A 24,431-nucleotide genomic window follows, 5' to 3' on the forward strand; every position below is an offset into this window, starting at 1 on the left:
GAGTCATCAATACTCTTCTTCTCAATCAGGATTGAGAAGGGTGCAAAAAAACTGCCATGAGCGGAAAGGCTGACATCCGATCAGCATTTTCATGGTAAATAAAAATAAAAGCATCTGAAGCCAAAGGATCAGGGTTCGGGTGATCAGAGTGTATATGGACAGAAGCATGAACAGCTATGAGTCAAACGCTGCATCACCGGCGAGTCATAAGAAGCGGGATGTCAGTCTTGAGCAACTGAAAGTCATGGTGATAGACGACAGTAAAACCATTCGCAGAACCGCAGAAACGTTGTTGACAAAAGAAGGCTGTAAAGTGGTAACAGCCACTGATGGTTTTGATGCCCTGGCAAAAATTGCTGAAAACCAGCCCAACATTATTTTCGTTGATATCATGATGCCACGCCTGGATGGCTACCAGACCTGCACACTGATCAAGAACAATCATTCATACCGGGAAACCCCTGTCATCATGCTATCGAGTAAGGACGGACTATTTGACCGGGCGAAAGGCCGTGTGGCCGGGTCCGATCATTACCTGACCAAACCTTTCAGCAAAGATGAACTACTGGGTACTATCAGACATTTCTGTCCAGTCAATGATTGATAAAAACAGCCCTGAGCCTTGATGCGGCTCCGTACAGAGAATTAATAAGGCAACAAAGTCCTCGTGAGCTGCATTTTCGTAGTAAAAAATGTTAAAAAAATCTGTTATAAACATGTACTGAGCCTTCTAACCAATGGTTCTGGCAGGAACCTGATTATTTCGAAACAGAAACAGTCTGCAGCCAGCGCAGGGAAATACCCAGATTGCAACGAAGAACATTCGGTATTTCCATGGTAAAAAAAGAACGGCTAATAACAATGAAAAAAGCTTGGCCCTGAGGATTTGGGCAAAAACAGTAACAGGGGAAAATAATGGCAAACATTCTCATTGTTGATGACTCACCCACTGAGTTGTTCCAATTGAAAGCCATGCTCGAAAAACACGGACACAGTGTGCTGACTGCAGAAAACGGTGCCGACGGTGTAGCACTGTGCCGGGCCGAACATCCCGATGCTGTGTTAATGGATATTGTCATGCCTGGTCTGAATGGTTTTCAGGCTACACGTCAACTGTCTAAAGATAACAATACTTCCCATATTCCGGTCGTGATTGTCACCACCAAAGATCAGGAAACCGACAGGGTCTGGGGAATCAGGCAAGGCGCAAAGGATTATCTGACCAAGCCTATCCGTGAAGCAACACTGCTCAAAACACTGGGTAATGTTCTGGAAACCAAACTTGCATGAATACCTCCCAAACAAGCCCCTTTGAGGCATTGGTAGAGCTGGATGCCAGGATCAGCAAATATGCTTTTGAGCTTCCTGAAAAGCAAACACAGGTTGAGTCCTGGAGTGGACTTGGCTTCACACTGAATAATCAGCAATTTGCACTGCAGGTTGGTGAGGTAACGGCCATTCTTCCAGTTCCATCCACTACACCCCTGCCAGGTGTTCAACCTTGGGCAAAGGGCATTTCAAACGTACGTGGACGTTTACTTCCGATCATAGATCTGGGAGAGTTTCTGGGTCAGGCCAGAGACAGCGGTAAATCGGCCAACCGGATTATGATTGTCGAGCAGGGGGAAGTATCAGTTGGTCTCATCGTTGATGAGGTGCAGGGTATGGTGCATTTTTCCACCAGCCAGTTCAATGATGCAGTACCTGACTATCTGTTTGACGAAGTTAAACCGTTTACCGTTGGTCATTACCAGCAAGAAAAAGATTACATGGTATTCAACACACAGCGGTTGGTGAATGATCCCCGCTTTCTGAAAGCAGCCATAGCGTAATCAGCTTCATGCTGGATAAGTGACAGGAACCGTCTTTCTTCACCACAGGTGACGAAAGGGGTCAAACGATAAAAAGTATTCGAATAAAAACAATCCAAAAAGCGAGCATTCCGAAGAAGTCACCGGGGACCACAATAATGAAAGGCAATACCGCAACCAAAGCCCAGGGAGCAGGGGCAAGCCGAGCCATTCTGGCCTCGATTATCCTGTTAATAGTCTCTCTTTCCGTAATCACCGGCTCATTTATTTATCTCAGCCAGCAAAGTGAACTTGATCAACAGCACCTGACTGACGCCGGTGAGCTCCGGGTACTCTCTCAGCGTATTGCGACCAGTGCCACCGAGGCATCGGCCGGTAAAGAAGAAGCTTTCGTCCTGTTGCGTGAAGCACGCAATGAGTTCGATGCACGTTTTAGCTCCCTGAAAGACACCAGGCTTTCTGTTGCTCCATTTCTCAGCCCCGGTGACAGTATCGCTAAAACACGGATCGACACACTGGACGCTGCCTGGTCTGAACTGAAAATAGAGGCAGATAACATTCTGGCTGCAGAAGAAACCGTTTTAGCTTTGCACGAAGTGGCAAAAACACTGGGTGAAACTATTCCCCAGCTGCAGGTTGAGTATGATGAGGTGGTAGAGATTCTCCTCGAGAGCAATGCTCCCAATGAGCAGATCGCACTGGCACAGCGTCAGCCATGGCTCGCAGAACGTATTATTCGAAGTGTCTCAAAAGTACTGGAAGGGGGTGAAGACTCCATCATGGCTGCAGACAGCTTTGGTCGTGACGCCAAGCTGTTTGGTCGGGTACTGAACGGTATGCTGGAAGGTAACCTGGCCATGCGTATCAGTCAGGTCACCGATGAAGAAGCCACTGATCGTCTGGCCGAAATCTCCGACCTGTTCGGATTTGTAGAAGGCAGTGTTGACGAGATTCTGGAGACCTCCCCGGAACTGTTCCAGGTGCGTGCCGCTTCTGACCAGATTTTCACAGACTCCCAGCAACTGCTGCAACAGACTTCTATTCTCGTGGACACTTTCGAGAGTCTGACTGACCAGCGCCTGATCAACAACACGGTCATCAGTATTGCCGGTGTCGTTGCCCTGCTCTCTGTGCTGATAATCGCCGTGGCCATCGTAAGAGACACCCGCAGGCGTCTGGCTGAAACTGCAGCCCGGAACGAAGCCAACCAGGCTGCAATCCAGCGACTGCTCGATGAAATGGATGGCCTTGCGGACGGTGACCTGACAGTACAGGCGACAGTAACCGAAGACTTTACCGGTATCATCGCTGACTCCATTAACCTCTCTATTGAACAGCTCCGGGCATTGGTTAAAACCATCAACGAAACGGCGGTGGAAGTAGATACCTCAGCTCAGGAAACACAGAGTACCGCGAAACAACTGGCTGAAGCAGCAGGGCATCAGGCAGAGGAAATAAACTATGCCAGTCAGGCGGTCAATGACATGACCAAATCAATGACCATGGTATCCGAGAACGCTTCTGAGTCAGCCAATGTAGCGGAAAAATCAGTAGAAATTGCCACCAGCGGTGGTCAAGTGGTTCGTAATACCATCGAGGGCATGGATACTATCCGCGAACAGATTCAGGACACCTCCAAGCGTATCAAGCGGCTGGGTGAGTCTTCCCAGGAAATCGGTGACATCATTGCCTTGATCAACGATATCGCAGACCAGACCAACATTCTGTCCCTGAACGCCGCCATCCAGGCCTCCATGGCGGGAGAAGCCGGTCGGGGCTTCGCGGTGGTAGCGGATGAAGTACAGCGTCTTGCGGAACGAGTATCCGGCGCGACCAGGCAGATTGAAGCACTGGTATCGGCCATCCAGACCGATACCAACGAAGCCGTTATTTCCATGGAACAAACCACTTCCGAGGTGGTAAACGGTGCCAGACTGGCACAGGATGCGGGTGTTGCCCTGGAAGAAATTGAGAAAGTATCCAGTAACCTCGCCGACCTGATCCGGAACATTTCCGACACAGCGAAGAAGCAGACAGGCTCAGCAGAACAGATAGCCCTGCGTATGACCACCATCCGGGACATCACCACCCATACAGCCTCCAGTACCACAGCAACAGCCGGTTCAGTAGGCAACCTGGCAGAAATGGCTCTGGAAATGCGTCAGTCTGTATCCGGCTTCCGCCTGCCTTCGGTAGCAGAAAATGAAGCAGTGACTAGAGCGCAAGAAGACGAAATCACCGTTTGATGAGTATTTTTATTCCAGCAGCCCAGGTTGCTGGCACGGAATAGCGGGGGCCGGCAATGGCTGAACAACAGGATTATGCAGGCCTGGACTGGGTTAAGGAAGAGATTGAGCAGACGCTCATTGAAGCTGGCCAGGCATTGGAAAATTACCAGCAAGAGCCAGGCAACCCAGCCCACATCAATGCCGGGCAGAGCGCATTCAGTCAGGTTCATGGCACACTCAAAATGTTGCAGCATGTAGGCGCAACCCACTTGAGTCTGGAAATGAGCAAACTGTCCGAGGCCCTGATCAGTGAGCGAGTGCCTGATGTCAGAATGGCTCTGGAAGTCCTGATGCAGGCCACTCTGCAGCTGACAGGTTACATTCAACAAACTCTGAACAGTGGCGTTGATCGTCCCTTGACACTTCTGCCACTGATCAATGAACTAAGACGTCTGCGAGGTGAAGACCCTCTCCCGGAAGCTACTTTTTTCTTTCCGGATACCCGCTCGCTGATCGATCCTATTGCGTCACCACAACTGGAAAGCCTTGAACGGAGCGGACTGACACCGTTACTGAGAAAAATAAGACAGAAGTATCAGCTAACACTGGCAGGCTATCTTCGAGATCAGAACAGACCTCAGCAGATTAAAATTCTGGCCAAATTGTTTGCCAAACTTCAGGACCTTTCCTGGGGCACCCCTCTTTCTCCTCTCTGGGAAGCCAGTATTGCGCTGACTGAAGGGCTGGATAATGAGTCGATCGAACAGAACATCCATGTTGCTAACCTGCTCAGGGAACTGGATGGCCAGATCCGTCTGTTCATCAGACAGGGCGCTCCCTTTGTCAATAGTCATCCAAATGATGCACTGTTCCGGGGGTTGCTGTACAACATTGCCACTTCCGAAGGCCGTGGGGGTTTCACTGGAGTACTGAAATCACGCTATAACCTGAAAGATGAGCTGAAACGAGCTCAGGCTGGTATTTCCGATGTTCTGACGGGCGTGAATGCTACAAAACCTGTTGTTGAAGCTTTGAACTACGAGCTGACAGGTATCAAGGAAGCACTGGACCTTTACCTTCTCTCAACCGATCCTGATCCACTGGTTCTGGAAAACCAGCTGCCGGTCATTCAGCAGGTGGCAGATACCCTGACCATCCTGGGCATGGAAGATCTTAAAAATCGCCTGAAGCAGAAAAAAGCACTGATCCAGAGTGTGATCAATACAGGTCAGAACGCTGAAGAGCATCTGATGGACGTTGCTGGCACCATTCTTGACCTTGAGACTGCGCTATCCAGGTATGCTGCAGGTGAAAGTCTGGAGGCAGGCGAAGGCGCACCCCTGCTGGAAGAGGTCTATCAGGCGGTTGTCAAAGAGGCTCGCCACTATCTTGAGCAGGGCAAAGATGCCATCGTCGATTTTGTGGACAGTCATCATCACCCGGATTTCCTGAGCCCGATACCCGAACTGCTCGGTAAAGTGCAAGGCGGTTTGTCCATGACACCCCTGACCCGGGCCGCTGCTCTGGTCGGAGCCTGTTCAGATCACATCAGGAAAGAGTGGATAGAAAACGGTAAAACACCTGAAAAGATGGAACTGGAACACCTGGCTGATGCATTGACCAGTATTGAATACTACCTTGAAAGGTTGGGTGACAGAGATCAGAAAGAACATGACGCCATTCTGGATGTTGCAGACAAAAGCCTGTCTGCCCTGCGTGAGACAGATCTTGAACTGCTGATTGATGAGCAGAGCTTTCTCGACGGCTCGATGCCCATCACTCTGGACGAAAATAAAGTACAAGAGCCCTCAACGGAAGAAAAACAAAGTTCTGCAAAAACCACTGATCTGGAAGTTAAGACTTCTTTGACCCTGACCAACAGAAACAGACCCGTCGAAGTCAGCCCATACGATGTAGTTCAGTTCAAGTACACTAGCAACAGCAGCGTTGAGGCAGAGGCTCCGGGTGAAGCTTCACGGTTGGCTGGACCGCAGCAGGCGCAAGCCCTCACTCCGCAAGTCGAAGTCAAAGAGGACCGACAAGAGAACATCATCGACGATGAATTGCTGATCATCTTCATTGAAGAGGCTGGCGAAGTTCAGAAGCAGCTGACCGAAGACGTAACTACCTGGATCAATCATCAGGATGATCTGAACACCCTGAAAGATATCCGCAGGGCTTTTCATACTCTGAAAGGCAGTGGTCGTATGGTGGGTGCGAGCGTTGTGGGTGAACTGGCCTGGTCCATCGAGAACATGTTAAACCGCCTGATCGAGAGAACCGTTCACAACAGCCCTGAATTGAGCAATCTGGTTAGCCGCGTTACCCATATGCTGCCAGGATTGATTTCCGACTTTGCTGAGCAGAGCCAGGTTCTGACCCACGAAGTTCTGGTTTGCATGGAACAGGCTGACGCTTTGTCCCGAGGTGAAGCATACACCATTGAGGACGAGGAAGAGTCCATTGATGACGCCATCGCCAATGACCCGGATATCGATTTTCAACGAGCGGAAGAACCTGTCCCACAGGCAGCAGAGCGGGCCACTATTGATGCGCTATCCAAGCCATCATCTGAGCCAGAAATAAATGTAGATGTTGAGAAAGACGTTTCGCAATCTGTCGGACAGGAAGCTTACGACATCCAGCTGCTTAACGTATTCCTCGGCGAGTCCAGAGTTCATCTGGAAGTCGTTCAATCCTTTGTTGAGCAGGTGAAAGTCCAGGGTGGAAAGCGCCAGATCAGTGATCAGGTACAACGCTCTCTCCATACTATGAAGGGCATAGCCCTGATGGCAGAAATAGCGCCGCTGGCCAGCATCATTGTTGCCCTTGAAAAGAACATCAAGGATTTCAGAGCCCACCTGATTCCGGCCAATGACCGGGTGATCAGTATGCTGGAAAAGGGTCTTGAGCTCATTCAGGATGGCCTCGAACAGCTGGCCCTCTCACCCAGACAACCGGTACTGGATTCTGAAAATTACCTGTCCTGGCTGGAAGCGCTTCATGCCCAGCTCATCACCGAACAGCATAAAGCACAGTCTACCAACAGAAAATACACTGGCGGTCAGGACACCCGGCTGTTTGCTCACAGCGACCTGGGTTTACTGCTGGATGCCGATGAGTACCTCTCTACCTGGCGCATCGCTCTGCCCAGAGATGAGCTGGTAATGTTCCAGAAAGAACTGACAACACTGGCCGAACGGGCAACCGAAGCACGACTCACCGCTCTGACTGAACTATGTGACGTGCTTCTGGATGTTATGAACTATCTGGATAAGTACGAAGACAATCTACCCGGGGTTCTTGCGGCACCTCTGTCCAACGGCTTCGAAGCCATGGTCGATATGATGAATATGATTGCGGCCCAGCAAACCCCGGTTCCACCGCAATCAGTATTCACAGAACTCAGGGAGTCTCTGGAAGCTCTGCTCATCGCTGAACCGATTCAGGCAGGAGCCGTCCCTGAAAATATTGAAATTGACAAGATTGTTCAGGAGGCACCGTCTCCAGAGCCAGTGGTTGAGAACCCTGAAGTTGAAGAAATCATCCTGGAGTCGCTGACAGAAAAACCTGCCATTGAAGAGCAACCTGCTGTTAAGCCAGAGGCTGAAGTTGCTGTCGTTGTTGAAGATGCTGAAGATGCCAAAGATGTTGAAGAATTGCTTCTAAAGCCCTCAGTTTCAGGGATGTCACCTGCTCTCACCATTGAAACAGAAGTAGAAGTGGAAGAGCATGACCTTGAACTGCTGGAACTGTTCCTGGAAGAAGCCTCTGATCTGGCAGAAGATTGCCATCATGCTCTGGAAGACTGGCTGAATAATCGTCAAAACCTGACATCTCTGACCGATCTGCAGCGCTCTCTGCATACCCTCAAGGGCAGTGCCCGAATGGCAGACCAGCCGGAACTGGGTGACCTCAGTCATGCCATCGAAGCTATCTACAGTGCTATTGCCATGGGCAGAAGTTCTGCAGATAAAGCACCGATACACCTGCTACAGGCTGCTCATGATCAGGTTGACCAGATGTTGCTTGCCCTGAAAAATCAGCAGTCACCCGATTCTGTCATCCCGATGGTAGAACAGCTGGAGCAATGGACTCTCAATCATGACTATGAAGCAGAATTACCCTCTCTTGCAACGGCTGAAGCGCACGTAGAAGCTCTCCCTGACTACCTGGGTCAGGTCAAAAAAGAGTCTGACACGACCTGCGAACAGCCCGAAGAAATAGTAATAGACGATGCTCTGGTTATTGATGAAGAAAATCGGAACACAGGCGTCACCAGAGTGTCTGAATCCGTAGAGAGTAGTAACAGTGCGCCTGAAATGATCGCACAAGAGACTGCCCCTGCATCAACACGAATAAACACACCGGTTACCAGCAGCGCAGCCAATACCTTCAAAGGTGTTGAGATGATTCGTGTCCCTGCGCAGCTTGTGGAATCGCTGATCAACCTTTCCGGTGAGTCGAGTATTCATCGTGGTCGAATCGAGCAGCAGATTCAGGACATGGGGAACATTCTTGAGGAGATGAACAGTACCATCGACCGGGTAAAAGAACAGCTGCGTCGTCTGGATACCGAAACCCAGGCCCAGGTTATTTCCACCTTTGAAGAAGAGTACGGCAGTAATCCTGAGTTTGATCCCCTGGAAATGGACCAGTATTCAGAACTGACCCAGCTGTCCCGCTCTCTGGTTGAGTCCGCGACTGACCTCCAGGACCTGAAGGAAGACATCCAGGAAAAAAATCGTGATGCAGAAACCCTGCTGCTTCAACAGTCCAGAACGCTGATAGAGCTTCAGGAAAAGTTGATGCAGGCCCGAATGGTTTCATTCAGTCGTCTGCTGCCACGCCTGCGAAAAATTACCCGTCAGTTGTCGACTGAGCTCGACAAGCCGATCAACCTGAATGTCAGCAATGCTGAAGGTGAGATGGACCGTACCATGCTGGAGCGGACCCTCGCACCACTGGAGCACCTGCTGCGAAATGCCATTGATCATGGTATTGAAGCCTCCGTTAAGGACCGCCTGACACTGGGTAAACCGGAAACCGGCAATCTAACGCTTGCCATTGCCCGAGATGGTGCCGATATTGTTATTGAACTGGCCGATGATGGCCGGGGCATCAATCTTCGGGCTGTTCACGCCAAGGCACTGGAAAAACATCTGATCACTCCGGAAGATGAGCTGACCGACCAGGAAATTGCTCAGCTGATCCTGGAACCAGGCTTCAGTACTGCGGAATCTGTCACCCAGATTTCCGGTCGAGGTGTAGGTCTGGATGTGGTCAATACAGAAATACGTCAGATGGGTGGTAGTATTCAGATTGACAGCGAGCCTGGCAAGGGAACCTCTTTCAAGCTCCGTCTACCCTTCACGCTGTCGGTAAACCGTGCTCTGATGGTCCAGGTTGCAGACAACCTTTACGCCCTGCCCATGCAGTCCATTGATGGTATTACGGTAGTGGACCCCAGTGTCCTGATCGACTGCTACCAGAACAACACCCCTCTGCATTATGGGGGTATCGAACACCAGCTCATGTTCCTGGGTGAAATTCTGGGTGATGCAACCCCCAGAATTCAGTCCGGGCAGTGCCCGGTTGTGATCATCGAGCGGGGCGGCAAGAATCTGGCCCTGCATGTGGATGAAATCATTGGCGGTACTGAAATCTTTGCCAAAAGTCTGGGCCCGCAGTTCGCAGGTCTGGTCGGTGTCAACGGTGCCACCATTCTTGGTGATGGTCGTGTTGCCATCATTATCGACCCTGTCACACTGCTTCGCAGACATCGGATTGAACAGCACTCTGTAGAACTGGCCAGCCAGATGGATGAAGAAGCAGAAACCATCCAACGTGTTCTGGTAGTGGACGACTCGGTTACTGTACGTAAAGTGACCACCCGTCTGTTAGAACGTAATGGCTATTTGGTTGAAAGTGCTAGGGATGGTATCGAAGCTCTGGCCAAACTGGCTGAAAACCGCTACGACATCATGCTTCTGGATATCGAAATGCCGAAGATGGACGGCTATGAGGTGGCCAGTGCCGTGCGTAATGATGACAGCCTGAAGTCTTTGCCGATCATCATGATCACCTCAAGAACTGGTGAGAAACATAAAGCCAGAGCCTTCAGCCTGGGGGTTAATGAATATCTGGGTAAACCTTTCCAGGAACATGAAATGCTGGCCTCCATCGAGCAATTGATCAGTGCCAAAGCTCACAACAATGAATAAAGGAGTAGCGTCATGACGGGCAGTCCTGAACCTATGGAAAGCAGAAGCCTGAAGTCCCGTTTGATCCCGATGCAGCAGAAGCCACTTCTGCTGCCTGCCTCCTGTATTGCCGATGTTGTAGACTACAGTCGTCCATCGGGTAACAGAGAGAAAAACTCATGGTTTCTCGGTGAAATTGACTGGCGGGGACAAACACTACCCCTGATTTCCTTTGAACGAATCAACGGTGGTCGTTTTGCAGAGTTCTCTGCAACGGCACGGATTGCAGTAATGCACAGCAGTACCGGAAATGAGCAGCTGCCTTTTTATGGCATGGTGATACAGGGTATCCCCAGGACATTAGATCTGACAGCGGGTGACGTTCAACCCGCTATCGAGGCAGATACAGGTTCAGCAGAAACATTCAGGGTCATTATCAAGGAAATTCCTGCTGCCATTCCTGATCTTGAAAAAGTGGAACAACAGCTCTCGGCAATGTTTACAGATCGCCCCAAAGATACTGCATCACACTGATTGCAGTGACCGGGGCGGTTTCCGTTCTCAGGACCCTCGGGCCCAGTGCAAGGACATGAAAGCCTAACGACTCGGCGCTGGTAATTTCTTCTTGAGTCAACCCACCTTCGGGACCGATCAAAAGAGAAACCGTTTCTGGAGGAACGAACCCCTCCAGTTTTTTATCGGTCCGATGGTGAAGCACAAATTTCAGGTCAGCGTTTTGCTTTGCCATCCAATCCGCAACAGGCTCGGGCGAGTGAATCACCGGAACTCTGTTCAAGCCACACTGCTCACAGGCACTGATGGCTATTTGTTGCCAGTGTCTGGCTCGCTTTTCCTGGCGCTCGGCATTCAACCTGACTTCACAGCGCTCGGAAAAGAGCGGCGTTATTTCGGTCACGCCCATCTCGGTAGCCTTCTGGATAGCGTAATCCATTCGTTCACCCCTGCTAAGACTCTGCCCGACGTGGACTTTCAAGGGGGATTCCGTGACCAGGCTTATTTCTGCTTCCAGGACAACTGCAACGTTTTTTTTTGCCACAGACTTGATTCTACCCTGCCATGAAGCGCCCTGCCCATTAAACAGGATAAGAGACTCTTCAGGCCTCATGCGCAGGACTTTACCGACATGATTGGCAGCACTGTCACTTAGCTCAACGACCTGATCTTTTGCCAGAGGCTGATCGGTATAGATTCGAGGGTTTCTCATGACGTTCTCATGGCGAGGCCGAAATTCTCAGGAGTACAGAAAGGCTATGGACTGCGTGCGGCCAGAAGCGTTGGCCGCAGGATCAGACCAGCCTGAGGTTCTGACAGATGACTCTGGAGGGTGCAGCCTGATTCAGGGCGTAGAAATGCAACCCCGGAACCCCTTGCTCAATGAGCCTTTCACACATCCGGGTAACTACCTCTTCACCAAACTGCTTGATGCTGTCGATATCATCACCGTAGGCTTCCAGCTGCTTGCGAATCCAGCGAGGAATTTCTGCACCGCAGGCATCGGAGAAACGAGCCAGACGGGTGTAGTTGGTGATAGGCATAATACCCGGGATAATCGGCAGATCAATCCCCAGACCTATGGCACGATCAACAAAGTTAAAATAGCTGTCAGCGTTAAAGAAGTACTGGGTAATAGCTGAACTGGCACCGGCATCAACCTTGCGTTTGAAGTGCATCAGATCCGCTTCAAAGTTTTGCGCCTGGGGGTGGGCTTCCGGATAAGCAGCAACCTCCAGATGAAAATGATCACCGGTTTCGGCCCGGATAAATTCCACCAGTTCATTGGCATACTGCAGCTCACCGTTTGAGCGCCCCATACCCGATGGCAGATCGCCGCGTAAAGCAACAATACGATTAATTCCCAGACTCTGGTATTGCTCTAGCAAACTTTTCAATTGCGCTTTGCTATCGCCCACACAAGAGAGGTGAGGCGCAGCAGGAATATCAGTGCAGTTGCGAACGCTTATGACGGTATCAAGGGTTCTGTCTCGGGTGGAACCGCCAGCACCATAGGTCACAGAGAAGAATTCTGGCTGACATTCGGAGAGCTCAATCGCTGTCTGATCGAGCTTTTTAGCACCCTCTTCCGTTTTGGTCGGAAAAAATTCAAAGCTGATTGTCAGCTTTTTATCGTTAGTTGTCATCGTTAATTAAAACCTTTATCACTGTTCTGTCGCTTACGGTTCTCTATAAGCGTCAGGAGCCTGCGCAGAGACGCAGGCTCAGTGCAGATCAGTACTTGTACTCATCCGCTTTGAATGGACCTTCAACAGCGACATTAATGTAGTCTGCCTGCTGTTGGGTCAGCTGGGTGATTACCCCGCCAAAGCCCTGAACCATGTAGCTTGCCACCTCTTCGTCCAGTTTCTTGGGAAGAACCTTCACATACAGGTTCTCAGCCTTCTCGGCAGCGGGTAGATTGGCAAAGCCTTCTTCATACAGATGAATCTGGGCCAGGACCTGGTTGGCAAATGAACCGTCCATGATACGCGATGGATGACCTGTGGCGTTACCCAGATTGACCAGGCGACCTTCCGAGAGCAGAATCAGATGATCATTGCTGCCCTTGTCACGCCAGATCTTGTGGACCTGTGGCTTAACTTCTTCCCACTCCCATGTTTCTCTCATGAAAGCCGTATCAATTTCGGTATCAAAGTGACCAATGTTGCAGACAACGCAGCTACTCTTCAGCGCTTTCAGCATTTCACGATCACAAACATGCAAGTTACCGGTGGTGGTTACCAGCATGTCGGTAGTACCCAGCAAGTCTTTGTTGATGCTGGCAGCAGTGCCATCGTTGACACCGTCAATGTAAGGAGAAACCACTTCAAAGCCGTCCATGCAAGCCTGCATGGCACAGATAGGATCAATCTCGGTGACCTTAACGATCATGCCTTCCTGGCGCAGTGAAGCCGCAGAGCCTTTACCAACATCACCGTAACCGATAACCAGGGCTTTTTTGCCCGCCAGCAGGTGATCTGTACCCCGCTTGATAGCATCATTCAATGAGTGACGACAGCCGTATTTATTGTCGTTCTTGCTCTTGGTAACTGCGTCGTTAACGTTAATCGCCGGTACTTTCAGAGTGCCTTTTTCCAGCATTTCCAGCAAACGATGAACCCCGGTGGTGGTCTCTTCGGAGATACCGTGGATGTTATCCAGAATTTCAGGGTACTTGTCGTGCAGCATCAGAGTCAGGTCGCCACCGTCGTCCAGAATCATATTGGCATCCCAGGGCTGGCCTTCTTCTGTCAGAATGGTCTGCTCGATACACCACCAGAATTCTTCTTCCGTCTCCCCCTTCCAGGCGAATACAGGGATACCCACAGCAGCTATTGCTGCAGCAGCGTGATCCTGGGTGGAAAAAATGTTGCAGGAAGACCAGCGGACCTCAGCCCCCAGATCGACGAGGGTTTCAATCAGTACAGCGGTCTGAATGGTCATGTGAATGCAGCCCATGATCTTCGCGCCTTTCAGAGGCTGCTGATCATGGTACTTCTGGCGAATAGTCATCAGTGCAGGCATTTCACCTTCTGCGATCTGAATTTCGCGGCGACCCCACTCGGCCAGGGAAATGTCGGCAACTCGATAGTCAGTAAAGCTCTGAACAACTGCAGGAGTAGCGCTCATGGGTATGATCCTGTTATGCGTAATTACCGAAAACAGGTTGAAGTCTAACAGTCGCACCAACCTATATCAATTTTTTTTGATATAGATTTCAAATAAGCAACAGGTCGGGAATTCAATCAACCGGCCAGCTTTTTCCTATTGCCTCAGCCAGTGGTTGGCCACATCCAGCATACGGTTGGAGAACCCCCACTCGTTATCAAACCAGCAAAGCAGCTTGATCAGCTTGCCTGAAGTCACCTTGGTCTGGGTACCATCGACCACACATGAGCGGGCATCATGGTTGAAGTCTACGGATGCGTGGGGTTCATTAGAGAAACCCAGAATCCCCTCCAGACGTCCATGGGTAGCTTGTTCCAGAATCCGGTTAACTTCCTCTCCGGTTGTTTCCTGATTGACATGAACGCAGAGATCCATGCAGGAAACATTGATGGTGGGCACCCTGATTGAATTGGCTTTGAAGCAGCCGCCAAGGTCAGGAAGCAATCTGTCGATGCCCTTTGCCAAGCCGGTATCTACGGGGATGATGGACTGCAACGCACTGCGGGTCAGCCTGAGATCACTGTGATGATAAGCATCAATCACCGGTTGATCATTCATCGCCGAATGAATAGTTGTGATACTACCGTACTCAATACCAAGGGCGTCATTCAGTGTCTTGATAACAGGAACAATGCAATTGGTGGTGCATGAAGCACTGGACACAATGCGCTGATCACGACTGAGATCCTGCTCATTGATACCGTAGACAATAGTGGCGTCTACATCCGGTTGAGCGGGCTGTGAAAAAAGCAGCTTTCTGGCTCCACTCTCTATGTGTTGCTCTGCTATTGCCCTGTCATTAAACGACCCTGAACACTCCAGCAACAGATCAATATCGAGACTTTTCCAGTCAATATTTTCAGGCCGGGCTTCGTGAATAAGCTGAATCCGGTCGCCTGCCACTATGAGCTGATTTTCCTCCGACTCTACCTTGGCTGGAAAGCGACCGTGAGTGGTGTCATAGCGAGTCAGATAGGTCAGGGTGTCCTCATCGGACAACTCGTTAATGGCGACAACCTGCAAGTCTTTGCGATAACCATTCTCGTAAAGAGCACGAAGAACACACTGGCCGATACGGCCATACCCGTTGATGGCTATTCGAAACATAGTCTTGCTGTCAGGCTCATTACTGCTGAATTGAGGCGGTATTATAAGCGCAACTAGTGAAGGGATAAAAAATATTTGCCCTACCTTGTTGCCAGGGCAGGGCGCTTGTTCCTGATGATCAGGCGGAAGTCCGGACTTCAGAATCGGATGTGTCTTCCGGCATCACTTCATCCGATGGCACACCCTTATTCCTGACTATTAGCAAGGATACGAAGGAGAGCAAACCACAAACGGCTACTACCGCTGTCATAGGTACATCAGTTCCATTATGCAAAAGACCAACCACCGCAGAAGAAACACCGCCAATGGTAAAGCGAAGTGCACCGGACATAGCATTGGCTGTGCCCGCAGACCTTGGAAAGTGAGACAGGGCCAGAGCGTTGGAGTTAGGGCCTGTCAGACCAATACAGCTGACGTAAATCACGACAGGAATCATCAACCCAACCAGCCCGCCGATCTCAAACTTTGCATTAACCAACATCACTACTGCGCTGATACTGGCAAGAATGCTCCCTGTTTTCAGGATAGTGAACAGTGGCAGGCGATCTATCAGACGGATATTGATCATATTCATGACCATCATGGCCATAATATTGACAGCAAACAGCAGTCCGTAATGCTCTGGCTTGACCCCATACAGCTCGATATACACGTAGGGTGAGCCGGCAATAAAGGCAAACATACCGCCAAAGAAAAACCCATGGCAGAGGATACAGCCCATAGCTTCCCGGTTTTTCAGGACGGACAGATAGATCAGGAACAGCTGACTGGCAGGAATCACCAGTCTTTTCTCCTCCGGGAGGGTTTCCGGAACTTTTGAAGCGGCCAGCACCATGGCAAGTGCGGACATGACAGCCAGAAAAATAAACAGACTTTCCCAACCCATGAATTTAAGCATCTGACCTCCCAGCAGGGGAGCAATCAGAGGAGCTATTGTCATGACCATTAAAATAGACGACATAATCTTTGCGCTTTGCTGCCTTGAGAACAGATCCCGAACCATGGCAGGAATAGTGACCATAACCGCAGAGGCGGCCATAGCTTGCAGAACCCGGACAATAATCAGTTGCAAGCCGTTTTCACAGAGTGAAGCCAAGACACTGGTAACAAGAAAAGCAACCAGACCCGGAAACATGATTTTTCTGCGACCAAAGCGGTCTGAGAGAGGTCCGTACAACAGCTGTCCCAGGGCAAAGCCTACGGTATAGGCACTGAGTGTATACTGGATAATGCTCAGGGGTTCTCCCATATCTTCTGCTATCGCGGGGATTGCCGGGAGATAGAGATCCACTGCCATAGGGCCAAGTGCGGTTAAAGCGCCCAGGGTCAATATGAAAAGTAGCCTGTCACGGCTATGGCTCATTGAAATGCCCTGCTTTTTATCTTCTTGCCTGGTTGCTTTTGGCTCAGGACTGCTTTCGATATTGATGGTCATGTACTTCCTTCGATCAAGCGGATGAGGCGCTGAAATCATTAAATGTTTGTGCTGTATTCCTTCTGTTTGAGCTGCACAAGTGAAAGGTTGCGACACTGCCGTCGCAGGATTGAGGAATAAAAATAAGTTCGCTGTCGTATACAGAAGAGATGGCAGTTTTACACCGCTATCTTAAATCTTATCGACATAAAAAAATATATTTGATAGGTAAATTTATAATATCAGGGTTGCACTCTGGTATAGGCGCTTGAGCTTCGCCGTTGTCAGTGTTTCGTCAGTGCTGATCGCCAAAATCAAACCAAATACGACTTGAATGCATGAGAGGACACAATGAGCAATCCTGACTGGGTTAATCGCTGGAAAGAAGGACGGATTGGTTTCCACAGATCTGAGTTCAACTCGACATTATTGAAATACTGGCCCCAACTGAACCTGTCAGAAGCCCGGTCAGTGCTGGTGCCATTGTGTGGCAAAAGCCTGGATATGGTCTGGCTCAGGCAGCAGGGACTGGAAGTGATCGGCACCGAGTTGGTAAAAACAGCGGTTGAGTCCTTCTATCAGGAGCAGGCACTGCAACCGGCAGTGAAAGAGGCTCAGGGTTACCGACATTGGCAAGCCGATGATATCCATATCCTCGAAGGTGATTTTTTTGCTTTGCCGGAAGGTTCCATCCAAAGCACCGTTTTTTACGACCGTGCTGCTCTGGTTGCATTGCCCCGGGAGATGAGGCAGCAGTATGTCAACCATCTGGCAAACGCTGCGCCCCATTTACAAGAAGGCCTATTAATCACTGTTGAGTACGATCAGGACCTGGTGTCCGGCCCGCCTTTCTCAGTCGAGGAGCATGAAGTCAGAGCACTTTATTCACCGCAGTTTGAAGTAATTAAGCTGGACACACACAGCGCACCGGCATCAACCAACCTGAGAGAGAAGGGCGTCAACGAGCTGATTGAAGTGGTCTACAAACTCGCATTAAGTTCTCAGCCTCCCGGTCTTTTTTGAGAAATTTGCGTTTTTTTCAAAACTAAGAGGGAACCTTGGTTGACTATCGCTGTCTACATGTGACAACGGAATGAAATTCCCAAGCGTATTTACATTAAATAACTTACGGAGATGTTTGAACATGGATATATCAAAAACTGGCATTGGTCCATTAAATTATGATGGTGCGACTATTGGAGAAGTGACTACTAAAGTTACACGAGATAAGAATGATGAGGTTTCTTCGTTTTACGTTTTCTCAACTTTGAAGCTACCACCACAAGTAAATTTACCAGAAAGTTATACCCAAAACTCTGCTACACCCATCGTGGATCGTAATATTGAAGCGTATGCACAAGCTTCAACTTCAAATGAAACGGCTCAAAGTGATAGTAGTGATAGTTTCAAAGCACAAAAAAGGCCATTCAGTGATGACGCGGGCACCATATCTCAACTTTGCAAATCAATGAAAGGTGAGGCTATGGCTATCTCTACCGGGCGCGACAATCTGGAGCCTTTTGCAGAGAGCCTTTTTAAAGTGATTACAGACCCTGAAAGCACTGACGCTGATACTTCGGAAGCCGTAGGGTTGATATCCAAGTTCGGTGCCGATGAACTTGCCAAGCTAACAGTCCCATTTTCTTTTCATACAAATATCACCAGGAGTTGTTACCCTGCTATTACTCTTTTTGCTCTTGCATGCAGATTCGGTAAGCTGGATTTAGTGAAGGCTCTGTACGTGAATCAGCAACAATTAAACCAGACATTTGATATGAAAAATGGGACTAATGGAAAAACAGCCCTCATGCTTGCAGTTAGTCATGGCCATGCAGATGTAGTGAAGCAATTATTAGACTTGGGGGCTGACCCTCAAATTGTTGATGAAGATAACAATTGTGCTGATAAGCTTAATTCAGTTTTTAACAGCAGCAAACAAGATACATACATTAAAATCAGAGAATTATTAATAGACTATCGCAAAGAAAACAATCTACCACCTTTTAAAGAACCCGCTATTCATGGTTATTACATTAAAGATACTGGGGAAATGAGTGCTACTATTAACCTTCCAGCATTCCTTTCTGAACATCCGGAAATTTTTGAAAAATACCTTTCTGAAAACCCGGGTTGTCTCATGCAGATCGGTCGTGAAAGCCCGGAGTTTCTGGTATATCTCCTTACTACACAGCCGAAGGCACTTGAAAAATTCTTTTCTGAAAATCCGGGTTTTGTCAGTCGTCTCCGTCGTGAAACCCCGGAGCTACTGGAACACCTCTTTTCTGAAAACCCGAACCTTCTCGAATCTTTATCCAGTGAATAGTCATGGGGGTGTAACTTTCAGAAGACAGACGACAGACGACAGACGACAGACGACAGACGACAGACGACAGACGAATCTTTATCCAAGATATAGTCATGGGTGTGTAACCCATGACTATATCTTGGATCTACTCCAGTTAACTTCTTAAATGCTTGAATCTAACAGCTCTTGCTATGAAATAATTAACACCTTAAGTCAAATCCATTGATCTGCCAGATCAGGAGAGCCTCAAATCACAGGCAGGTTTTAAATGCCTTGTTTGTGATCATACAGAGAATTTCAACATTAATGCAGCCAGGAATATCTGAGCGCCAGGTCATGGAGTGTTATCCTGAATGACCCGTCTTTTTTGAGAAATTTGCGTTTTCGAAATGTAAGAAGGAACTTCAGTTAATTAGTATTGTCTAACCTAATGTGATATCAAAACTCACAGTCGTTTTCAAACACAATTACTTACGGAGTTGTTTAGATATGGATATTCCAATGACTTGCATTCAGCAACCACTACATATTGATGTGAAGGTTTCAATTACATTAGATGAGAATGGTGCGATTTTTTTAGGTGTCGGTGTCAAAATCACTGAACCACAGTCACAAATGATTTCACAAGGATATAATCAGGCATCTGCTACTCCCTTAGCGGATCGAAACATTGATCTGTCTTCTAAGGCATATGACGCTGATCGAAGCGACTGTGGGAATAATTTCAAAGCACAGAAAAGGCCATCCCCTAATGACCCGGATACCGAATCTCAACCGTGCAAAACGATGAAAAGTGTTGCCATGGCTACCTCTGCAAGTCGTGACAAGCTGGAACATTTTGTGGATAGACTCGTATGGGTCATTACAAACGCTGATAGTACCGATGCTGATATTGCAGAAGCTAAAAGGTTGATATCTGAGTATGGGGCCGATGAAATTTCCAAGTGCACAAGATCATTTCCTGTTATTAAAAATCTTTACTACTCTGCGATTACTCCTTTTGCTCTTGCCTGCAGATTCGGAAAACTGGATTTAGTGAAAGCTCTGTATGTGAATCAGGAACAATTAGAACAGACTTTTGAAGTAGTCAATGGAACTAATGGACGAACAGCACTCATGCTTGCCGTTATTGGGAGGCATCCAAATGTTGTGGAGCAATTATTAACGTGGGAAGCCAACACCCAAATTCTTGATGGAGCGGGCCATTGTGTTGACTTTCTTAATAGTGCGTTTAGTCACAAAGATAATGGCGCTTCATTCTCTGCAATCAAAAAATTACTCACAGACTATCGTAATGAAAGGAATCTACCACCTTATAGAGAACCCGATGTTCAAATTTCCTTCCTTCCTGACTCTGGAGTAACAAACATTGATATAAATAATAATATACCTCCTTCTCATGCCCAGCTTATTATCAGAGCTATGTTAGAGAGATAATCATGGGTGTATAACCCATGACTTTTCTTGCATCTATTCCGGTTAACTCCTTAAATGCTTGAATGTAACAGCCCTTGCTATGAAAAGATTAACTCCTTAAGTCAAATCCATTGATCTGCCAAATCAAGCGAGCCTCAAATCACAGTCAGGTTTTAGTTTGTTAGATGCATGGCACTGAGCCAAACTTATACCCTTCCAACAGATGGGAAATAGTTGTATGGGAACAGAGTTTCCAGCGTTAGAAGCACTTTTGGGGTGGCTGTTTTTTTCAGACCAATCTACCGTTGTGCTCATCCGAACATGGGTAGAGGCAGCACATAACCATGGGTTGATGGCTGAATACGTGGCTGACCACTTTTGTAAAGAAACAGCGATACAAATAATTATGAATTGGGTAGATCACTATTTTTGAGGTAGCACCTGAGACGCTTTTGAACTTAAAACAATTATTACGGTCAATAACAGTGAAATATCAAGAAAACCATTGAGGATATATCAATGCAACCCACTGGATCTGGATTAGATCTTAGCCAAATGCCAACCTTACGTCGATTTGACGAAAAAGACACGGCTGCTCCACCGGCAAAGAAATCATGCTTGCGGCAAGTTGAAGAAAACGCAGCAGCCGGGAAATCTCTGCCATCCAGTTGCAATAGTGGTTGTTTTGATGATACGGAGACGATATTTAACCATACAATGGTTCTTTTAAAAGCCAGAAAGACCAGGGTAGTTCCCGGAGAAAATTATTCAAACATCATAAAAAGCCTGTCATCTTTCAGCGACTTGATATCCTCTGAGCTTCTCCGTTTTACTCAGAGTAATGGGAACCCTTTTGCTAATGGACAAGAAGCGATGTATTCCCCTGAATCTCCGGATTCAGAAAGAGCAACAACTCCATCATCTCCAGGCACTGAATCCACTCCCGGTATCAAAACCTCAACAGCAGGCGTGGTTCACGGTACCGGTGTCATTGCTACCCGGAGCTTCAAAAAGGATGAGGAAGTATGTGACTACGAAGGACCATTGGTGTACAGAATCCGTAATTCTAATACCGGCAAATATCATGTCTTTACGATGAACACTGTGAACAGTAAGATCGAATTCCCGGAAAATGACTCCTTTGTCGTATGGTCGGGCGCGTCTATTGCAAAATCTGGCAGACCGGCCATTGAAATTGGTCGTGACGGTAAGAAGGATATCCGATTCCTTAATCACTCCAAGGATCCCAATATCGTTATACGCTATTCAGGCAGTATGACTGTAAAATGGGGGGATCAGGACAGTCTTCAACTGAGAGTGGTCACTACAAAAGATATTAAACCAGGAGAAGAACTTTTATTCGATTACGATAAAAATAAGGAAGACTCTGAAATAGACTTCAGCAAGTCAGATGTGGAAAAAACAACCGAAAAAAAAAGAAACAAGATAATCGACAGGGTTAAAAAGCTGAATCTAAAAGATTTACACACTGGGGAAAAAAGATCAGCAAGAACAATGAACAAAGAGATTATACTGCCAAAAGAACTTGCTGATGAAATTGATGAGATCATACAAACACTACACGAGATTCACAAAGCAAATGATGCACCCGCAACTCTTAATGACATTGATACAGAATTAGCTCTCTCTCAGAAGATCCTTCTCAAAATCATTCTTTCTGATAAATCTTCAATTTTAAATGATCTGGCTTCACATCTATTTCCGGGGAAAACCGGACAACGAAAAAAAACTTTTATAGATAAATTAACGCCTAAAAGTATTGAAGAATTGAAAGAGCATTTAACGAATACAATTTTTAATGGAAAACAAACCTGGGTTACCGTTTCACAATTAAAATCGAGAAACTTCTTCTTATAGCAGAACAAAAAAACGGCAGTTGATATCAATCATCTGCCGTTTTTTCAAAAACTTTTAAAAGCCATTCAGAGCAATGATTTCCCTGCTATTGCCAAGTACCTAACCAGCTGGTTTCGCATATTCTGGACTGCGGCTTTCTCCATCCTTCTGCGTTCCAACTCTGGTAGCGTAGCTATGGCTACGCGCCCGTCGTTGCGCCTTGAAGGATGAAAAAATCCACTCGCCAGAATATGCTAAACCAACTGGCCAGATACTTATCAGTCCAGAATCTCTTCAGCCGCAGCAACAATATTTTCTACAGTAAACCCGAAGTATGGGAAAAGGTCACCGGCCGGCGCAGACTCACCATAAGTGGTCATGCCGATTATCCGTCCGTCCAGGCCAACGTACTTGTACCAGAAGTCAGCTGCAGCGGCTTCAATCGCGATACGGGCAGGGACTTCCAGAGGCAGAACACTCTGCTTGTATTGCGCATCCTGAGCATCGAAGACGTCAGTAGATGGCATGGATACCACGCGAACCTTGCGACCCTCGGCAGTCAGGGCAGCTTCAGCGTTCATGGCCAGTTCCACTTCAGAACCGGTAGCGATCAGGATCAGTTCGGGAGTGCCTTCACAATCCTTCAGTACATAACCACCACGGGCAATGTCGGCCACCTGATCAGCTTCACGGTGCATACAGGGCAGACCCTGACGGGAGAAGATCAGTGCAGTGGGGCCATCTTCACGCTCAATCGCATGTTTCCAGGCCACCGCCGACTCAACGGTGTCACAGGGCCGCCAGGCATTCACGTCTGGTGTCATACGCAGGCTGGCAATCTGTTCTACCGGCTGGTGAGTAGGGCCGTCTTCACCCAGACCAATCGAGTCGTGAGTGTAAACCAGAATAGCGCGCTGCTTCATCAGAGCGGCCATGCGCACAGCATTGCAGGCGTATTCCATAAAGACCAGGAAGGTGGCACCGTAAGGGATAAAACCGCCGTGCAGGGCAATACCATTCATCATCGCGGTCATGCCGAATTCACGCACACCGTAGAACACATAGTTGCCGCTGGCATCAGCAGGTTTAACGCCTTTGGAACCGCTCCACAAGGTCAGGTTTGAGCCCGCCAGGTCAGCAGAACCACCCAGCAGTTCAGGCAACAAAGGACCAAAAGCATTCAGAGTATTCTGGGAAGCTTTACGACTGGCCACTTTCTCACCTTCTACCTGACAGGATTTAATGAAATCATCGGCCTTTGCAGAAAAGTCAGCAGGCAGTTCACCTTTTTGACGTCGAAGGTATTCAGCAGCAAGTTCCGGGTGAGCAGCCTGATAAGTAGCAAACTTTTCGTTCCATGCGCTTTCTTTGGCAGCACCGGCTTCTTTGGCATCCCATTGGCTGTAGATGTCGGACGGGATTTCGAAAGCAGGGTGTTCCCAACCCAGACGCTCGCGGGTCAGTTTGATCTCTTCGTCACCCAGAGGTGCACCGTGGCACTCTTCCTTGCCTTCCTTATTGGGAGAACCAAAACCGATGACAGTCTTGCAGCAGATCAGGGTAGGTTTGGTTTTTTCAGCTCGACCGGCCTCAATAGCAGCACGGATCGCTTCCGGATCGTGACCGTCAATATTTGGAACAACGTGCCAGTTGTAAGATTCGAAACGCTGAACGGTGTCGTCGGTGAACCAGCCTTCTACTTCGCCATCAATAGAGATGCCGTTGTCGTCGTAGAAAACGATCAGTTTACCCAGCTCCAGAGTCCCTGCCAGCGAGCACACCTCGTGGGAGATACCTTCCATCATGCAGCCGTCGCCCATGAAGACATAGGTGTTGTGGTCAACAATTTCGTGACCTTCACGGTTGAACTGTGCAGCCAGGGTCTTTTCAGCAACAGCCATACCCACGGCATTGGCAATACCCTGCCCCAGAGGACCGGTAGTGGTCTCGATGCCCGGAGCGTAACCGTACTCAGGGTGGCCTGCGGTTTTGGAGTGCAACTGGCGGAAGCTCTTGAGGTCTTCAACAGACACATCGTAACCGCTCAGGTGCAGCAGAGAGTAAAGCAGCATGGAACCATGACCGTTGGACAGAACAAAACGGTCACGGTCAGCCCATTGGGGGTTAGCCGGGTTGTGATTCAGATAATCACGCCATAATACTTCAGCAATATCAGCCATACCCATTGGGGCACCGGGGTGTCCGGACTTGGCTTTCTGTACAGCGTCCATACTCAGGGCGCGGATGGCATTGGCTAGCTCACGACGTGAGGACATAGGAATCAGGGCTCCGAAGATCCAGTCTGTTTTAAAATTGGCGCTATTCTAATGCCTTCAGTCGGAAACTGAAATCGCTATATATGACTATCCTGAATCACCTGAACATTTTATTGATAGCTATTGCCTG

At 48.5% G+C, this 24,431-nt stretch carries 16 protein-coding genes; 10 read left to right on the plus strand and 6 right to left on the minus strand.

The genetic code is table 11. From position 1 onward, the window contains the following. Window positions 1-244 precede the first annotated feature (244 nt). The 6 genes from ACO6VG_RS04630 (at window position 245) to ACO6VG_RS04655 (ending at window position 10,776) form a co-directional block, all read left to right on the plus strand. The gene (locus ACO6VG_RS04630; RefSeq protein WP_422137046.1) at window positions 245-604 is read left to right on the plus strand and encodes a response regulator; all 360 of its coding nucleotides are present in this window, start codon (window positions 245-247) and stop codon (window positions 602-604) included. Window positions 605-915: 311 nt separating this feature from the next. Further along, window positions 916-1,290: a twitching motility response regulator PilH gene (gene pilH / locus ACO6VG_RS04635; RefSeq protein ID WP_422135812.1), complete on the plus strand. Its 375-nt coding sequence runs from the start codon at window positions 916-918 to the stop codon at window positions 1,288-1,290. After that, window positions 1,287-1,832 (plus strand): chemotaxis protein CheW, encoded by a 546-nt coding sequence (locus tag ACO6VG_RS04640; RefSeq protein ID WP_422413619.1) that lies wholly within the window; start codon window positions 1,287-1,289, stop codon window positions 1,830-1,832. The genes pilH and ACO6VG_RS04640 overlap by 4 nt, the downstream gene beginning before the upstream one ends. A 137-nt stretch (window positions 1,833-1,969) precedes the next feature. Beyond that, complete coding sequence (locus ACO6VG_RS04645; protein ID WP_422135814.1) at window positions 1,970-4,057, plus strand: methyl-accepting chemotaxis protein; 2,088 nt, start codon at window positions 1,970-1,972, stop codon at window positions 4,055-4,057. Between the two features lie 56 nt (window positions 4,058-4,113). Continuing rightward, on the plus strand, window positions 4,114-10,263 hold the full coding sequence (locus ACO6VG_RS04650; RefSeq protein WP_422472908.1) for an Hpt domain-containing protein: 6,150 nt from the start codon (window positions 4,114-4,116) through the stop codon (window positions 10,261-10,263). Window positions 10,264-10,275: 12 nt separating this feature from the next. Continuing rightward, window positions 10,276-10,776 carry a chemotaxis protein CheW gene (locus tag ACO6VG_RS04655; RefSeq protein WP_422135816.1) on the plus strand — a complete coding sequence of 167 codons (501 nt, stop codon included), beginning with the start codon at window positions 10,276-10,278 and terminating at the stop codon, window positions 10,774-10,776. On the opposite strand, the gene ACO6VG_RS04660 is transcribed toward ACO6VG_RS04655, so the two are convergent. The 5 genes from ACO6VG_RS04660 to ACO6VG_RS04680 form a co-directional block, all read right to left on the minus strand. Beyond that, a complete protein-coding gene (locus ACO6VG_RS04660; RefSeq protein WP_422135817.1) occupies window positions 10,742-11,467 on the minus strand; it encodes a 16S rRNA (uracil(1498)-N(3))-methyltransferase in 726 nt (241 codons plus the stop codon). The genes ACO6VG_RS04655 and ACO6VG_RS04660 overlap by 35 nt on opposite strands. A gap of 82 nt (window positions 11,468-11,549) precedes the next feature. Beyond that, window positions 11,550-12,401, minus strand: a complete 852-nt coding sequence (metF, locus tag ACO6VG_RS04665; protein WP_422135818.1) for a methylenetetrahydrofolate reductase [NAD(P)H] — start codon at window positions 12,399-12,401, stop codon at window positions 11,550-11,552. A gap of 88 nt (window positions 12,402-12,489) precedes the next feature. Continuing rightward, entirely contained in the window at window positions 12,490-13,887 is a 1,398-nt protein-coding gene (gene ahcY, locus ACO6VG_RS04670; protein WP_422135819.1) for an adenosylhomocysteinase, read from the minus strand. A gap of 135 nt (window positions 13,888-14,022) precedes the next feature. Then, window positions 14,023-15,033, minus strand: a complete 1,011-nt coding sequence (locus ACO6VG_RS04675) for a type I glyceraldehyde-3-phosphate dehydrogenase (RefSeq protein ID WP_422135820.1) — start codon at window positions 15,031-15,033, stop codon at window positions 14,023-14,025. Window positions 15,034-15,151: 118 nt separating this feature from the next. Continuing rightward, window positions 15,152-16,468: a Bcr/CflA family multidrug efflux MFS transporter gene (locus tag ACO6VG_RS04680; RefSeq protein WP_422135821.1), complete on the minus strand. Its 1,317-nt coding sequence runs from the start codon at window positions 16,466-16,468 to the stop codon at window positions 15,152-15,154. A 330-nt stretch (window positions 16,469-16,798) separates the two neighbouring features. Between ACO6VG_RS04680 and ACO6VG_RS04685 the strand changes: the two genes are divergently transcribed. From ACO6VG_RS04685 to ACO6VG_RS04700, 4 genes are all read left to right on the plus strand, one after another. After that, a complete protein-coding gene (locus ACO6VG_RS04685; RefSeq protein ID WP_422135822.1) occupies window positions 16,799-17,470 on the plus strand; it encodes a thiopurine S-methyltransferase in 672 nt (223 codons plus the stop codon). A 121-nt stretch (window positions 17,471-17,591) separates the two neighbouring features. After that, window positions 17,592-18,770, plus strand: coding sequence for an ankyrin repeat domain-containing protein (locus tag ACO6VG_RS04690; protein WP_422135823.1), 1,179 nt, complete (start codon window positions 17,592-17,594; stop codon window positions 18,768-18,770). A 471-nt stretch (window positions 18,771-19,241) separates the two neighbouring features. Continuing rightward, window positions 19,242-20,189 (plus strand): ankyrin repeat domain-containing protein, encoded by a 948-nt coding sequence (locus tag ACO6VG_RS04695; RefSeq protein ID WP_422472911.1) that lies wholly within the window; start codon window positions 19,242-19,244, stop codon window positions 20,187-20,189. A 498-nt stretch (window positions 20,190-20,687) separates the two neighbouring features. Next, window positions 20,688-22,046: an SET domain-containing protein gene (locus ACO6VG_RS04700; RefSeq protein ID WP_422472913.1), complete on the plus strand. Its 1,359-nt coding sequence runs from the start codon at window positions 20,688-20,690 to the stop codon at window positions 22,044-22,046. A 257-nt stretch (window positions 22,047-22,303) separates the two neighbouring features. On the opposite strand, the gene tkt is transcribed toward ACO6VG_RS04700, so the two are convergent. Next, entirely contained in the window at window positions 22,304-24,301 is a 1,998-nt protein-coding gene (gene tkt / locus ACO6VG_RS04705; protein ID WP_422135826.1) for a transketolase, read from the minus strand. Between the last annotated feature and the right edge of the window lie 130 nt (window positions 24,302-24,431).

It is taken from the genome of Endozoicomonas sp. ALB032 (assembly GCF_049310125.1).
Classification (GTDB): Bacteria; Pseudomonadota; Gammaproteobacteria; order Pseudomonadales; family Endozoicomonadaceae; genus Endozoicomonas_A.

Bases quoted from the DNA above. Each gene is read 5' to 3' on its own strand.
- ACO6VG_RS04680 (WP_422135821.1), bottom strand. From the start codon at position 16,468: ATGACCATCAATATCGAAAGCAGTCCTGAGCCAAAAGCAACCAGGCAA.
- ahcY (WP_422135819.1), bottom strand. From the start codon at position 13,887: ATGAGCGCTACTCCTGCAGTTGTTCAGAGCTTTACTGACTATCGAGTT.
- ACO6VG_RS04695 (WP_422472911.1), top strand. From the start codon at position 19,242: ATGGATATTCCAATGACTTGCATTCAGCAACCACTACATATTGATGTG.
- metF (WP_422135818.1), bottom strand. From the start codon at position 12,401: ATGACAACTAACGATAAAAAGCTGACAATCAGCTTTGAATTTTTTCCG.
- ACO6VG_RS04640 (WP_422413619.1), top strand. From the start codon at position 1,287: ATGAATACCTCCCAAACAAGCCCCTTTGAGGCATTGGTAGAGCTGGAT.
- ACO6VG_RS04660 (WP_422135817.1), bottom strand. From the start codon at position 11,467: ATGAGAAACCCTCGAATCTATACCGATCAGCCTCTGGCAAAAGATCAG.
- ACO6VG_RS04690 (WP_422135823.1), top strand. From the start codon at position 17,592: ATGGATATATCAAAAACTGGCATTGGTCCATTAAATTATGATGGTGCG.
- ACO6VG_RS04700 (WP_422472913.1), top strand. From the start codon at position 20,688: ATGCAACCCACTGGATCTGGATTAGATCTTAGCCAAATGCCAACCTTA.
- ACO6VG_RS04685 (WP_422135822.1), top strand. From the start codon at position 16,799: ATGAGCAATCCTGACTGGGTTAATCGCTGGAAAGAAGGACGGATTGGT.
- ACO6VG_RS04675 (WP_422135820.1), bottom strand. From the start codon at position 15,033: ATGTTTCGAATAGCCATCAACGGGTATGGCCGTATCGGCCAGTGTGTT.
- ACO6VG_RS04630 (WP_422137046.1), top strand. From the start codon at position 245: ATGGTGATAGACGACAGTAAAACCATTCGCAGAACCGCAGAAACGTTG.
- ACO6VG_RS04655 (WP_422135816.1), top strand. From the start codon at position 10,276: ATGACGGGCAGTCCTGAACCTATGGAAAGCAGAAGCCTGAAGTCCCGT.
- tkt (WP_422135826.1), bottom strand. From the start codon at position 24,301: ATGTCCTCACGTCGTGAGCTAGCCAATGCCATCCGCGCCCTGAGTATG.
- pilH (WP_422135812.1), top strand. From the start codon at position 916: ATGGCAAACATTCTCATTGTTGATGACTCACCCACTGAGTTGTTCCAA.
- ACO6VG_RS04645 (WP_422135814.1), top strand. From the start codon at position 1,970: ATGAAAGGCAATACCGCAACCAAAGCCCAGGGAGCAGGGGCAAGCCGA.
- ACO6VG_RS04650 (WP_422472908.1), top strand. From the start codon at position 4,114: ATGGCTGAACAACAGGATTATGCAGGCCTGGACTGGGTTAAGGAAGAG.